The organism is Streptomyces sp. NPDC033136 (genome assembly GCF_055578235.1).
Genome location: NZ_JBVIPD010000002.1, coordinates 387,156 through 399,950 on the forward strand (window position 1 = coordinate 387,156; position 12,795 = coordinate 399,950).

The 12,795-nt window shown below is 73.1% G+C and carries 14 protein-coding genes; 12 read left to right on the forward strand and 2 right to left on the reverse strand.

Features of this window, described 5'->3' with window-relative positions:
- The first annotated feature begins 9 nt into the window (after window positions 1-9).
- The 12 genes from ACZ5TL_RS04910 (at window position 10) to ACZ5TL_RS04965 (ending at window position 11,081) form a co-directional block, all read left to right on the forward strand.
- Window positions 10-1,275 carry an MBL fold metallo-hydrolase gene (locus tag ACZ5TL_RS04910; RefSeq protein WP_468587710.1) on the forward strand — a complete coding sequence of 422 codons (1,266 nt, stop codon included), beginning with the start codon at window positions 10-12 and terminating at the stop codon, window positions 1,273-1,275.
- Window positions 1,276-1,804: 529 nt separating this feature from the next.
- Complete coding sequence (locus ACZ5TL_RS04915; protein WP_468587712.1) at window positions 1,805-4,060, forward strand: sensor histidine kinase; 2,256 nt, start codon at window positions 1,805-1,807, stop codon at window positions 4,058-4,060.
- A 68-nt stretch (window positions 4,061-4,128) separates the two neighbouring features.
- On the forward strand, window positions 4,129-4,560 hold the full coding sequence (locus tag ACZ5TL_RS04920; protein ID WP_466851364.1) for a roadblock/LC7 domain-containing protein: 432 nt from the start codon (window positions 4,129-4,131) through the stop codon (window positions 4,558-4,560).
- Between the two features lie 2 nt (window positions 4,561-4,562).
- Complete coding sequence (locus ACZ5TL_RS04925) at window positions 4,563-4,934, forward strand: DUF742 domain-containing protein (RefSeq protein WP_062930368.1); 372 nt, start codon at window positions 4,563-4,565, stop codon at window positions 4,932-4,934.
- A complete protein-coding gene (locus ACZ5TL_RS04930; RefSeq protein ID WP_468587713.1) occupies window positions 4,912-5,541 on the forward strand; it encodes a GTP-binding protein in 630 nt (209 codons plus the stop codon). The genes ACZ5TL_RS04925 and ACZ5TL_RS04930 overlap by 23 nt, the downstream gene beginning before the upstream one ends.
- 61 nt (window positions 5,542-5,602) lie before the next feature.
- Entirely contained in the window at window positions 5,603-6,175 is a 573-nt protein-coding gene (locus ACZ5TL_RS04935; RefSeq protein WP_468587715.1) for a GAF domain-containing protein, read from the forward strand.
- Window positions 6,176-6,357: 182 nt separating this feature from the next.
- Entirely contained in the window at window positions 6,358-7,386 is a 1,029-nt protein-coding gene (gene tdh, locus ACZ5TL_RS04940) for an L-threonine 3-dehydrogenase (protein ID WP_468587717.1), read from the forward strand.
- A gap of 35 nt (window positions 7,387-7,421) precedes the next feature.
- Complete coding sequence (locus ACZ5TL_RS04945; RefSeq protein ID WP_468587719.1) at window positions 7,422-8,627, forward strand: glycine C-acetyltransferase; 1,206 nt, start codon at window positions 7,422-7,424, stop codon at window positions 8,625-8,627.
- A gap of 18 nt (window positions 8,628-8,645) precedes the next feature.
- Window positions 8,646-9,548, forward strand: a complete 903-nt coding sequence (locus ACZ5TL_RS04950) for a LysR family transcriptional regulator (RefSeq protein ID WP_468587721.1) — start codon at window positions 8,646-8,648, stop codon at window positions 9,546-9,548.
- Between the two features lie 61 nt (window positions 9,549-9,609).
- Entirely contained in the window at window positions 9,610-10,167 is a 558-nt protein-coding gene (locus ACZ5TL_RS04955; protein ID WP_468588015.1) for a helix-turn-helix domain-containing protein, read from the forward strand.
- Window positions 10,164-10,691 (forward strand): GNAT family N-acetyltransferase, encoded by a 528-nt coding sequence (locus tag ACZ5TL_RS04960; protein WP_468587723.1) that lies wholly within the window; start codon window positions 10,164-10,166, stop codon window positions 10,689-10,691. Before ACZ5TL_RS04955 ends, ACZ5TL_RS04960 begins: the two co-directional genes overlap by 4 nt.
- A 30-nt stretch (window positions 10,692-10,721) precedes the next feature.
- Complete coding sequence (locus ACZ5TL_RS04965) at window positions 10,722-11,081, forward strand: MmcQ/YjbR family DNA-binding protein (RefSeq protein WP_468587725.1); 360 nt, start codon at window positions 10,722-10,724, stop codon at window positions 11,079-11,081.
- A 13-nt stretch (window positions 11,082-11,094) separates the two neighbouring features.
- On the opposite strand, the gene ACZ5TL_RS04970 is transcribed toward ACZ5TL_RS04965, so the two are convergent.
- Together ACZ5TL_RS04970 and ACZ5TL_RS04975 are read right to left on the reverse strand one after the other, a co-directional pair.
- Entirely contained in the window at window positions 11,095-12,006 is a 912-nt protein-coding gene (locus tag ACZ5TL_RS04970; protein ID WP_468587727.1) for a transketolase family protein, read from the reverse strand.
- A 29-nt stretch (window positions 12,007-12,035) separates the two neighbouring features.
- On the reverse strand, window positions 12,036-12,740 hold the full coding sequence (locus tag ACZ5TL_RS04975) for a transketolase (protein WP_468587729.1): 705 nt from the start codon (window positions 12,738-12,740) through the stop codon (window positions 12,036-12,038).
- Between the last annotated feature and the right edge of the window lie 55 nt (window positions 12,741-12,795).

Consider the following 12,795-nt stretch of genomic DNA (forward strand, 5'->3'; position numbering starts at 1 on the left):
GGAGGTACCGTGGCCGGTTTCCGTACCCTGAGCTCCGGGCTCCGCGCGCTGCAGCCCGGGGCGTTCGGCGCGGACCCGGACGGTGAGCGCATGGCGCGCGTCCGCAGATCGCCCCACTTCAAGGACGGGGTCTTCCAGAACCCCGGCGGCCCCGCGCGGACCCGCCCCTCGGGCTCGGCCCTGGACTTCGCGAAGGCCTTCTTCGACAAGGAGACACGGCCCCGCCGCGTCCCGAAGGGCACCGTGCCGGTGCACGCCACCACCCTCGCCGACATCGCCCGGCCCCCGGCCACGGGCCTGCGGCTGACCTGGATCGGGCACTCCAGCGTGCTCGCGGAGATGGACGGCCGGCGCGTCCTGTTCGACCCGGTGTGGGGCGAGCGCTGCTCGCCGCTCGCCTTCGCCGGTCCCAAGCGGCTGCACCCGGTGCCCCTGCCGCTGGCCGCGCTCGGCCCGGTCGACGTCGTGGTCATATCGCACGACCACTACGACCACCTGGACATGCCCACCATCAAGGCGCTGGCCGGCACCGACACGCTGTTCGCCGTCCCGCTCGGCGTCGGCGCGCACCTGGAGCACTGGGGCGTGTCCGCCGGCCGGCTGCGCGAGCTGGACTGGCACGAGTCGACGAAGATCGGCGGCCTCACCCTGACGGCCACCCCGGCCCGGCACTTCTGCGGCCGGGGCCTGCGCAACACCCAGCACACCCTGTGGGCCTCCTGGGTCGTAGCCGGTGAGGAGCACCGGATCTACCACAGCGGCGACACCGGCTACTTCGACGGTTTCAAGGAGATCGGCGCCGCACACGGGCCGTTCGACGCCACGATGATCCAGATCGGCGCGTACTCCGATTTCTGGCCCGACATCCACATGACCCCCGAGGAGGGCATGCGCGCCCACCTCGACCTGCAGGGCGGGCCGGAGCACGGGCCGATGCTGCCGATTCACTGGGCCACCTTCAACCTGGCCACGCACCCGTGGGCGGAACCCGGCGAGGGGACCCACGAGGCCGCCCGCACCGTGGGCGCCCGGGTCGCCCTGCCCCGGCCCGGCGAGCCCTTCGAGCCCACGGGCGGGGCCGTCCCTTCCGAGCCGTGGTGGCGTGGGGTGGCGCTCGCACCGGCGCGCGGGCGTCCGGCCGCGGAAGCGGTCTCCGACGCCACGATCAAGACCGTCTCGGACCGGGCAGCCATGGCCCAGACCGACACGGTGAGTGACGGCGGACGGCGGGCCGGCCAGAGCACCGAGAGCCCCGAAACACTCCCGGCGGGCTGACTCGGGACGTACGGCGGAGGGACGGCGAGGGCCGGGGGCGAGAGGCTCCCCGGCCCTCGCCGTCGGCGTATGACCGCTTCTGACCAGGTTGGATCGAACGGCTGTCGTTCGTGGTCGGATCCATGAGTGAGTTATCGCTCTGTCGTGCGAGACCTCATACCAGAGCGGGACGCTCAGCGTATGAGTTTGTCAACTGCCCACCGCACATGATGCGCTGGCGACTACTGTCAGTGGCCGTCGGGAAACAGGCGGATCAGGGAGCGGGGGCCGGCACGTGCAGGCGCAAGGCGGACGAGGGAGTCGACGCGACGGGGATTCCCGCTGCCCGCGTACCACCGACGCCGGCACCGGTGCCGCCGTGACCTCCGGCCCGGGTCAGCACACCGATCCCGGTCACGCCGGTACGGGGCGAAAGCCGGGTGAGGCCGGGCGGACGGCCCGGGGCGCGCGGAGGCGGCCGCGTGAGCCCGGACGCACCCCCGCGAGCCCCCAAGGCACCCCGGCCCGACGGACCAGTACGAGGACGCCGATGTCTCACCTCCGCGCCCCGGCCGCACGCGCAGACCGCCGTGAGGGCGGGCGGCACGGGCGGCCGGCCGCCCGCACCGCACCCGCGCTTCCCGAGACCCATATACGCTCCCAGCTGCTGCGCATCGCCGTACTGCCGCCCGTCGCCGTCGCCCTCAGCGGCTGCGCGGCCGTCCTCTTCACCGTCCGGTCCACCGGGGTACGGCCGGGGCTCACCCTGTGGGCCGTGCTCGGCGGCGCGGTCTCGGTGGCCCTCGTCGGCATCGCCGTCGCCGCAGTGGCCGCCAACCGGGCCGCCCGGTCCGTGCACGACCGCCTCGGCGCCCTGCGCCGCACCACCGCGCGGCGCGAGGCGGATCTGCGCGCCCTGGTCGAGACGCTGCGCCGCGGCGACGGTCCGCCGCAGCACAGTCCGCCGAGCCGGTCCGGCGGTCCCGCCGAGGACGCCGACGACTTCGACCTCCTCGCCGGCGACCTGGCCCGCGCGCACGACGGTGCCGTCACCGCCGTCGTCCAGGCCTCGCAGCTCTCCAGCCAGGCGGGCAGTGAACAGAAGCTCGAGGTGTTCGTCAACCTCGCCCGGCGCCTGCAGTCACTGGTGCACCGCGAGATCTCCATCCTCGACGAGCTCGAGAACGAGATGGAGGACCCCGACCTGCTCAAAGGGCTCTTCCACGTCGACCACCTCGCCACCCGCATCCGCCGCCACGCCGAGAACCTCGCCGTGCTCGGCGGGGCCGTCTCCCGCCGGCAGTGGAGCAACCCGGTCTCCATGACCGAGGTGCTGCGGTCGGCCATCGCCGAGGTCGAGCAGTACTCGCGGGTCAAGCTCGTCCCGCCGATCGACGGGGAGCTGCGCGGTCACGCCGTCGCCGATGTGATCCACCTGCTGGCCGAACTCGTCGAGAACGCCACGGTGTTCTCCGCCCCGCACACCCAGGTGCTGCTGCGCGCCAGCCTCGTCACCTCCGGGCTCGCCGTCGAGGTCGAGGACCGAGGCCTCGGCATGCCCGTCGAGGAGCAGACGCGGATGAACGCCCTGCTCGCCGACCCCGACCAGGTGAACGTCGCCCGGCTCCTCGCGGACGGCCGGATCGGCCTGTTCGTCGTCTCGCAGCTCGCCCGGCGGCACGGCATCACCGTCCGCCTGCAGACCAACATCTACGGCGGAGTGCAGGCGGTGCTCGTCGTGCCGCAGGCGCTGCTGGGGGCGGAGGCCGGGGCGCCCGGGGGAGCGGAGCCGCAGGGCGGGGCGACGGTGGGGGCGGAGCGTGCGGTCGTGCCGATGGGGCAGGCGGGGCCGCCGCAGATCCGGCAGATCGGCCAAAGTGGGCAGAACAGGCAGAGCGGGCGGCTCTCGGCTGGTGCCGGTGCTGGTCCTGGAGGCGGCTCCGGGGCCGGAGACGAAGGCGGGACCGGCGGGCAGACCCGGGACAAGCAGACCCGGGAAGAAGGGATCGCGTCCGGGTTCCCGACCGCATCCGTGGCCGGGGCCGACGCGCGAACCTCGAACCCGCTCGCGTCCCCCGCCCTTCCCCGCGGGCAGCGGCACGGGGCCGAAACGGTTCGCGACCCGGCCGGACAGAGCGGCTGCCCCGCCCCCCTTCCCGTGCGCGGAGCCCGCCGTGAACGGCCCACCCCGGCCGAGGCACGGCCCGGGATCAGCCCCGAGGACCGGCGCGCCCTCGCCGAGCACGGGACCGCGCCGCCCACCCCCCGCAACGGCACCGTGCGCGGCACCATGGGCAAACCCCAACTGCCCCGCCGCCGCGCCCAGGAGCACATCGCACCGCAGCTGCGCGACGGCCCGACGCCGCGCCAGGACCCCGAGTTCCTCGTGAGCCACGACCCCGGTCTGATGGCCGCCTTCCAGCGCGGCATCAGCCTCGCCGAGGCCCAACAGCACATGGAGGCCGGGAACACGGAGTGGGGCGACCTGGGATCGTCCCACACGGACCTGTCCCACACGGACCCGTCCCGCATGGACCCGTCCCACACGGACCCGGCCCACACCGACCCCCCACCCAGGGACCCCCCACCCAGGGACCCGGCACCCACGGGCCCCACACCCCCGGACCCGACCCACAGTGACCCGACCCCCAGGGAGTCCCCCCACAGGGACCCGATCCCCGTGCGGCCGGTCCACCTCGAGGCCTTCCCCACGGAGCTGTCCCCCTCGACCACCCGGGCCACCCGGCCCCGCCCCGACCACGGCGACACCACCACCCGGCACAACGGGAGCGCACCCGCCGGATGACCACCCCCGTTTCCACCCCCACCCCCAGCGCTCCCGCAGACCTTCGTACCCCAAGGAGTCGATCCACCATGGCGAGCGATGCGCCGACCGCCCACGTATCCGATCTCGACTGGCTGATGAGCGGCCTCGTGCAGCGCGTACCGCACACGACCGCCGCGGTGCTCCTGTCCTGCGACGGGCTCGTGAAGTCGATGCACGGCCTCGACCCGGACAGTGCCGACCACATGGCCGCCCTGGCCTCCGGCCTGTACTCCCTCGGTCGCAGCGCCGGGGTCCGCTTCGGCGACGGCGGCGACGTCCGGCAGGTCGTCGTCGAACTCGCCTCGACCCTGCTGTTCGTCACCACCGCCGGCTCGGGCACCTGCCTGGCCGTGCTCGCCGGCCGGGAGGCCGACGCGGCCGTGCTCGGCTACGAGATGGCGATGCTGGTCAAGAGCGTCCGCCCCTACCTGGTGACCGCTCCCCGGCAGTCCGTCGAATCTCCGGCGATGAGGCCTTGAGCGTGACGGCGGCCGGTGACGGGCCCTGGCTCGACGACGCGGCCGGGCGGCTGGTGCGCCCGTTCACGGTCAGCAACGGCCGTACCCGTCCCACCGTCGCACTCGACCTCGTGTCGCAGGTGATGGCCACCGGGGCGACCCCCCTCGGCTACCTCGGCCCCGAACACGCGCAGGCGCTCGAACGGTGCCGTGTGCCCGTCGCGGTCGCCGAGGTGGCCGCCCATCTGAAACTGCCGGTGGCCGTCACCAAGGTGCTGCTGGCGGACCTCGTCGACTGCGGGGCGCTGACCACCAAGCCCCCCGCGTTCCACCACAACCCGACGGACCGGGCTCTTCTGGAGGCAGTGCTCGATGGACTACGACGACAGCTCTGACCACGCCGGCGGACCCGGCCACGGCTCGGACCCGTTTCCCACCGCGCTGAAGATCCTGGTGGCGGGCGGGTTCGGCGTGGGCAAGACGACCTTCGTCGGCGCGGTCAGCGAGATCGCGCCGCTCAGCACGGAGGAGCTGCTCACCACCGTCAGCGCCGCGACCGACAACCTCGACGGCATCGAGAACAAGGTCGAGACGACCGTGGCCATGGACTTCGGCCGCATCACGCTCGACCCGGAACACGTGCTGTACCTGTTCGGCACACCCGGCCAGGAACGCTTCTGGTTCATGTGGGACGAGTTGTGCGAGGGCGCGCTCGGTGCGGTCATCCTCGCCGACACCCGCCGCCTGCAGGAGTGCTTCGCGGCCGTCGACTTCTTCGAACAGCGCGGCCTCGGCTTCATCGTCGCCGTCAACGAGTTCGACGGCGCCTACCGCTATGACCCCGAGGAGGTACGAGGTGCCCTCGACCTGTCCGACGAGATCCCCGTCGTGTGCTGCGACGCCAGGATCTCCAGCTCAGGGGTCCAGACCCTGCTGACCCTGGTGCGCCACCTCATCGCCCACACGCCCGCCCCCACGACGGGGTACGGCGCCCACATGTGATCCCCCAACACCCCTCAGGGAGACCGTATATGACACATGCCCACACTCCGGGAGCACGCCCATGAGCTACGACCCGCCGCGCCCGGCCGGTCGTCTACTGCTCACACCCGAGGACACGGAGGCCCCCACTCGCGCTCGCCGACTGCGCGGGATGGGCCTGGGGGAGCGCCCCGAACCCGTCCTCGACGCCTTCGCGTACCGTCTCGCCGAGCTCACCGGGGCTCCGTACGCCATGGTCAACTTCCCTCACGAGCACGGGCAGTTCTACGCGGGCCTGCACGTCCCGGCCGTCGCGCCGGTCGTGCGGAGCGACGGCAGCAGCCCGCGCCTCGGCCGTGCCCTGCCCCGCGACCACGGCTTCTGCCCCCATGTGGTGGCGCGTCGCAAGGCCCTGGCCCTGGAGGACGTCGGGGACTACCCGCGGTTCGCGGGCAATCCGGTGGTCGACGAGTTCGGAGTCCGCTCCTATCTGGGGGCACCGCTCATCGACGGCACGGGCCTGGTGCTGGGCACTGTCAGTGTCGCCGACGTCGAACCGCGGCCCTGGGGCAAGCCGGGCCTGACCGCCATCAAGGATCACGCCGCGCAACTCGTCGCCCGGCTGGAGGGCCGGGAGGGCCTGCCGCCCTGCTGACCGCCCCGGATTCCCGCGGGGACAGGTGAGGGCGTGAAGGAAAGCTGAGGCGGCGCTTAAGAAATCCTCGATGGACCATGCGGCCGGCGTCCGGCAGATTGCTGTGCGATTCCACTCCTCTCCCGGCCCAGGGGCTCCTTCGGCACGCCCGGAGCCGGGACTCACCCCCAGGAGCCGTAGCGGTGAAGGCGCTGGTCAAACAGAAGGCGGAGCCCGGCCTGTGGCTCGCGGACGTCCCGGAGCCGGCCATCGGCCCCGGCGATGTCCTGATCAAGGTGCTGCGCACCGGCATCTGCGGCACCGACCTGCACATCAGGGCCTGGGACGGCTGGGCCCAGCAGTCGATCCGCACCCCGCTCGTGGTCGGGCACGAGTTCGTCGGCGAGGTCGTCGAGACCGGGCGCGACGTCACCGACATCGCCGTCGGGGACCGGGTGAGCGGTGAGGGCCACCTGGTGTGCGGCAAGTGCCGCAACTGCCTGGCGGGCCGCCGGCACCTGTGCCGGGCCACCGTGGGGCTGGGGGTCGGCCGGGACGGGGCGTTCGCGGAGTACGTGGCGCTGCCCGCCGCCAACGTCTGGGTGCACCGGGTGCCCGTCGACCTCGACGTGGCCGCGATCTTCGACCCGTACGGCAACGCCGTGCACACCGCGCTGTCCTTCCCTCTCGTGGGTGAGGACGTCCTGATCACCGGAGCGGGCCCCATCGGGCTGATGGCGGCAGCCGTGGCCCGGCACGCCGGGGCCCGCAACGTCGTGATCACCGACGTCAGCGAGGAGCGCCTGGAGCTGGCCCGCAAGATCGGCGTGAGCCTCGCGCTCGACGTCTCGACCGCCACCATCGCCGACGGGCAGCGCACGCTCGGACTGCGCGAGGGCTTCGACATCGGTCTGGAGATGTCCGGCCGCCCCGAGGCGATGCGCGACATGATCGCCAACATGACGCACGGCGGCCGGATCGCGATGCTCGGCCTGCCCGCACAGGAGTTCCCCGTCGACTGGGCCCGGATCGTCACCTCGATGATCACCATCAAGGGCATCTACGGCCGCGAGATGTTCGAGACCTGGTACGCCATGTCGGTCCTGCTGGAGGGCGGCCTGGACCTCGCGCCCGTCATCACCGGCCGCTACGGCCACCGCGACTTCGAGGCGGCGTTCGAGGACGCGGCGAGCGGCCGCGGCGGCAAGGTCATCCTCGACTGGACCGCGTGACTCCCCTTCCCCGCAAGCACCTCAGGAGCTCTTCCATGTTCGACTCCGTGCGCGACGACCTGCGCGCCACCCTCGACGAGATCCGCGCCGCCGGCCTGCACAAGCCCGAGCGCGTGATCGGCACCCCGCAGTCCGCCACCGTGAACGTCACCGCGGGCGGCCGCCCCGGCGAGGTCCTCAACTTCTGCGCCAACAACTACCTCGGTCTCGCCGACCACCCCGAGGTCGTCGCCGCCGCACACGAGGCCCTGGACCGCTGGGGCTACGGCATGGCCTCCGTCCGCTTCATCTGCGGCACCCAGGAGGTGCACAAGGAGCTCGAAGCGCGGCTGTCGGCGTTCCTCGGGCAGGAGGACACGATCCTCTACTCCTCCTGCTTCGACGCCAACGGCGGCGTGTTCGAGACGCTGCTAGGCCCGGAGGACGCGGTCATCTCCGACGCGCTGAACCACGCGTCGATCATCGACGGCATCAGGCTGTCCAAGGCCCGCCGCCTGCGGTACGCCAACCGCGACCTCGCCGAGCTGGAGGCCCGGCTGAAGGAGGCCTCCGACGCGCGTCGCCGGCTGATCGTCACCGACGGCGTCTTCTCCATGGACGGCTACGTCGCCCCGCTGCGCGAGATCTGCGACCTGGCCGACCGCTACGACGCGATGGTCATGGTCGACGACTCGCACGCCGTCGGCTTCGTCGGCCCCGGCGGCCGCGGCACGCCCGAGTTGCACGGCGTCATGGACCGCGTCGACATCATCACCGGCACCCTCGGCAAGGCGCTCGGCGGTGCCTCCGGCGGCTACGTCGCCGCCCGCGCCGAGATCGTCGCCCTGCTCCGCCAGCGCTCCCGGCCCTACCTCTTCTCCAACACGCTCGCCCCGGTGATCGCGGCGGCCTCCCTGAAGGTGCTCGACCTGCTGGAGTCGGCCGACGACCTGCGCGTCCGGCTCGCCGAGAACACGGCCCTCTTCCGCAGCCGCATGACCGAGGAGGGCTTCGACGTCCTGCCCGGCGACCACGCCATCGCCCCGGTCATGATCGGGGACGCCACGATCGCGGGGCGCATGGCGGAGCTGCTGCTGGAGCGCGGGGTGTACGTGATCGGTTTCTCGTACCCGGTCGTGCCGCAGGGCCAGGCCCGGATCCGCGTCCAGCTGTCGGCCGCGCACTCCACGGACGACGTGCACCGTGCGGTGGACGCCTTCGTGGCGGCGCGGGCGGAGCTGGAGGCTGAAAACAGCCGGTGACCTGAGAGAATCGGTCACATGATCGAGGCGCGGCGGCTCCACATCCTCCGTGCGGTGGCCGACCACCGCACGGTGACGGCGGCTGCCGCCGCGCTGTACCTCACCCCGTCGGCCGTGTCCCAGCAGCTCGCCGCGCTGGAGCAGGAGACCGGACACCGGCTCGTCGAGCGGGGCGCCAAGGGCGTACGCCTCACCCCGGCCGGTGAGATCCTGCTCGACCACACCAATGCCGTCCTCGCCCAGCTGGAGCGGGCCGAGGCGGAACTCGCCGCGTACAGCTCGGGCGCGGCCGGCACCGTCACGGTCGCCTCCTTCGCCACCGGGATCGCCCTGGTGGTGGCGCCCGCCGTGGTCCGCCTCGCCGAGTCGGCACCCGGCATCCGCATCCGCGTCCAGGACGCCGAGGGGGACGCGAGCCTGCCGATGGTGCTGGACCGGCAGGTCGACGTCGCCGTCGCCGTCGAGTACCGCGGGGCCCCGCCCGCCGACGACCCGCGGCTGGCCCATGTGCCGCTGTACGCCGAGCCCTTCGACGCGGTCGTCCCGGTCGCCCACCGCCTGGCCGGCGCGGCGGAGGTCCCGCTCGCCGAACTGGCCAAGGACCCCTGGATCGGCCCGTACTCCGGCAACCCCTGCCACGACGTGGTGGTCCTGGCCTGTGAGAACGCCGGCTTCCAGCCCCGGATGGAGCACTCCTCGGACGACTTCCGCGCGGTCGTCGCCCTCGCCTCGGCGGATGCGGGCGTCGCCCTGGTGCCGCGCTCGGCTCTGCGCGGCATGGACCTCGCCGGGGTCGTCGTCCGCCCCGTCGACGGCACCGCCCCCACCCGCCGGGTCTTCGCCGCCGTACGCCGGGGAGCCGAGGAGCATCCCCTGATCCGCCCGGTGCTGGACGCGCTCGGCACGGCGGCCCCGGTGTGAGGACTCGTTCACGCGTACGTTTCATATCCGGGATAGCGTCCCGTATGTGAGAAGCGACGACATGGACCCGGTCGACACCCGGCTGGGCGCCCGCCTGGCCGGGCTGCGGGCCGAACACGGCTACACCCTGGGCGAGTTGGCGGACCGCAGTGGAGTGAGCAGGTCCACACTGTCCCGGGCCGAGCGGGCGGAGATCAGCCCCACGGCCTCGCTGCTGAACCGCCTGTGCGCGGTCTACGGGCGGACCATGTCCCAGGTGCTCAGCGAGGTCGAGGCCGAACCGGAGCCCGTGGTGCGGGCCGCCGGCCAGCCCCTGTGGGAGGACCGGGCCTCCGGCTTCGTGCGGCGGTCCGTGTCACCCCCGCACCCCGCCCTGCGCGGCGAGCTCGTCGAGGGCCGCCTCACCCCCGGCGCCGACATCGCCTACGACCGGCCACCCGTCGTCGGTCTCGAGCAGCACATCTGGGTCCTGGAGGGGGACCTCGCCGTGACCGCGCAGGACACCGAACACCACCTGGGCACCGGCGACTGCCTGCGGATGCGCGTATGGGGCCCGACCCGGTTCCGCTGCACCACTCCCGAGGGCGTCCGCTACCTGCTGGCGGTGGTGCGGCCGTGATCCGTCTGAACGAGGCTCAGCTGCTCGGCTCCGCCGGGGCGTTGGCGGACCTGCTGACCGACACCGTGCACAGTGGCGCCTCGGTCGGCTTCCTCGCCCCGCTCGGCCGTGCCGAGGCCCTCGCCTGGTGGCGGGAGCGGGCCGCCGAGGTGGCCGCGGGCCGGCTCGCCGTGTGGGCGGCCTACGACGGCGAGCGGGTGCTCGGCACCGTGAGCCTCGCCTTCCCCGGCAAGGCCAACAGCCGTCACCGCGCCGAACTCGTCAAGCTCATGGTGCACAGGGAGGCCCGAGGGCAGGGCCTCGGCCGTGGTCTCCTGGCCGTCGCGGAGGAAGCGGCCGCGGCGGCCGGTGTCACCCTCCTGCACCTGGACACCGAGACCGGCAGCCCCGCCGAGCGGCTGTACCGGTCCGCCGGCTGGACCGCGATCGGCGCGATCCCCGACTACGCGGCCGACCCGGGCGGGGTGCTGCGGCCGACGACGATCTACTACAAGCACATACCGGCAACCGCTCTCACCAGGTGATTGTCAGTGGGAGCCGATACGGTGCCTGCCATGCCGGATGCCGAAGACGTACGACGGATCGCCCTGTCCCTGCCGGACACCACGGAGAAGATCGCCTGGAGCATGCCCACGTTCCGGGTCGCGGGGAAGATGTTCGCCACGCTGCCCGAGGACGAGACGTCCCTCGCCGTGCGCTGCCCCAAGGAGGAGCGGAACGAGCTGGTGCTCGCCGAGCCGGGAAAGTTCTGGATCGCCGACCACGAGTCCCAGTTCGCCTGGGTGCGAGCCCGGCTCGGCGCGCTGGAGGACGAGGCCGAACTGCGGGACATCCTCGCCGACTCCTGGCGCCAGGCCGCCCCGACCCGGCTCCTGGAGGCACATCCCCGGCTCGGTCTCGCGGCGGGGGAGTGACCTCCCGCGGTTCTCACGCGGGAGCCGCCGCCCCGAGGAAGCTCCCGATGCGCCCCCGCAGCGACCGGGCGTCCAGGCCGTGGGCGGCGACATGCTCCTCCAGCCGCCCGTACCGCCGCAGTTCACGACGGCCCACACCCAGCCCGAGGACCCGGTGCGGCACATCGGACAGCGCGTCGTTCGCGGCGGCCGTCGAGGTGCCCGCCAGGTAGGGCTCGACCAGGACGACGTCCGTCCCGGCCGTCTCGGTGGCCCGGCGCAGGGCGGGACCGTCGAAGGGGCGGACGGTGGTCGCGTACAGGACGGTGACGTCGAGGCCCTCGGTGGCGGCCAGCACCGCGTCGAGCACCGGACCGACGGCGACCACGACGCCGGCGTGCCCCTCGCGGACCGTGCGGAAGCGCTCCCCGTCGACGGGCAGGGCCCGCCCGTTGGACTGCAGGGACAGCCGTACGTACACCTTGTCGTCGCCCGCGGCGACCGCGTGCCGCAGCAGTGTCCCGGCCTCGTCGGGGTGGCCCGGCACGTGGACGGTCCAGCCGTCGAGGGTGTCGAGCAGGGCCACGTCGCCCGGCGCCATGTGGGTGTAGCCCCCGGCCGGCCAGTCGAAGGAGGCGGCGGCGCTCACCAGGACCGCGCCCGCGTCCTGGTGTCCGAGGTCCAGCTTCACCTGCTCGAAGGGCCGCTCCACGAGGAAACTGGCGAAGGTGTGCACGACGGGCCGCAGCCCGGTCAGTGCCATTCCCGCCGCCGCCCCGACCAGGAGCTGCTCGCGGATGCCGACGTTGACGACCCGGCCGGGATGGCGCCGGGCGGCCTCGGCGAAGCCGTCCGCGCCGATCTCGGCGAGGACCACGGCGACCCGGGGATCCTCGTCGAGCAGCCGGGAGACGGCAGGGGCGAAACGGTCACGCATGGTGTCCATGGAGTTCGGGTTCCTTCCGGTACGGGAGGTCAGGCGGACTTGGGCTCGACCCGGGCCACGACCACGTGCGGGCGGCCCGGGTGCGGTGCGGTGAAGGCGGCGTACAGGGCCTCGTGGTCACGGCCGTCGACGGTCAGCGCGGACCAGCCCGCCGCCTCGAAGCGGGCGGCGATCCCGCCGGGGCGCGCGTACGACGCGGAGGAGTTGTCGACGACGACCGTGTGCAGCCGGTCGAGTCCGGCGGGCCCGGCGAAGGCGATCGCCTCGTGGTTGCTGCCCTCGTCCAGCTCGGCGTCCCCGATCAGTGCCCACACCCGGGGCTCGTCGAGCCCCTGGGCGCGCAGCCCCAGTGCCGTCCCGACGGCGATCGGCAGCCCGTGCCCCAGGGAACCGCTGCCGATCTCGGCCCCCGGCACGAGGGTGCGGTCGGGGTGGTGGCCGAGCGGGGAGTCGTACGAGCCGAAGCCCGGCAGCCACTCCACCGGTACGAATCCCCTGGCGGCCAGCACCGCGTAGTAGGCCATCGGCCCGTGCCCCTTCGACAGCAGGAACCGGTCCCGCCCCGGGTCGGCCATCCCCTCCGGGCTCACCCGCAGCACCCGGTCGTAGAGCACCCACAGCACGTCCAGCGTGGACGTCGCGGCCGGGCCGTGCTTCTCGTCGCCGGTCATCAGGGCCATCAGCCCAGGCAGATCGGTGTACCTGGCCGTGGAGGTGTGTGTCGCGTTGGTCATGTCCACGAGCGTGCAACCTCAAGCTATATTGAGGTCAAGCGGTGGTCACCGGGAA

Bases quoted from the DNA above. Each gene is read 5' to 3' on its own strand.
- ACZ5TL_RS04915 (WP_468587712.1), top strand. From the start codon at position 1,805: ATGTCTCACCTCCGCGCCCCGGCCGCACGCGCAGACCGCCGTGAGGGC.
- ACZ5TL_RS04920 (WP_466851364.1), top strand. From the start codon at position 4,129: ATGGCGAGCGATGCGCCGACCGCCCACGTATCCGATCTCGACTGGCTG.
- ACZ5TL_RS04930 (WP_468587713.1), top strand. From the start codon at position 4,912: ATGGACTACGACGACAGCTCTGACCACGCCGGCGGACCCGGCCACGGC.
- ACZ5TL_RS04935 (WP_468587715.1), top strand. From the start codon at position 5,603: ATGAGCTACGACCCGCCGCGCCCGGCCGGTCGTCTACTGCTCACACCC.
- ACZ5TL_RS04945 (WP_468587719.1), top strand. From the start codon at position 7,422: ATGTTCGACTCCGTGCGCGACGACCTGCGCGCCACCCTCGACGAGATC.
- ACZ5TL_RS04950 (WP_468587721.1), top strand. From the start codon at position 8,646: ATGATCGAGGCGCGGCGGCTCCACATCCTCCGTGCGGTGGCCGACCAC.
- ACZ5TL_RS04955 (WP_468588015.1), top strand. From the start codon at position 9,610: ATGGACCCGGTCGACACCCGGCTGGGCGCCCGCCTGGCCGGGCTGCGG.
- ACZ5TL_RS04965 (WP_468587725.1), top strand. From the start codon at position 10,722: ATGCCGGATGCCGAAGACGTACGACGGATCGCCCTGTCCCTGCCGGAC.
- ACZ5TL_RS04970 (WP_468587727.1), bottom strand. From the start codon at position 12,006: ATGGACACCATGCGTGACCGTTTCGCCCCTGCCGTCTCCCGGCTGCTC.
- ACZ5TL_RS04975 (WP_468587729.1), bottom strand. From the start codon at position 12,740: ATGACCAACGCGACACACACCTCCACGGCCAGGTACACCGATCTGCCT.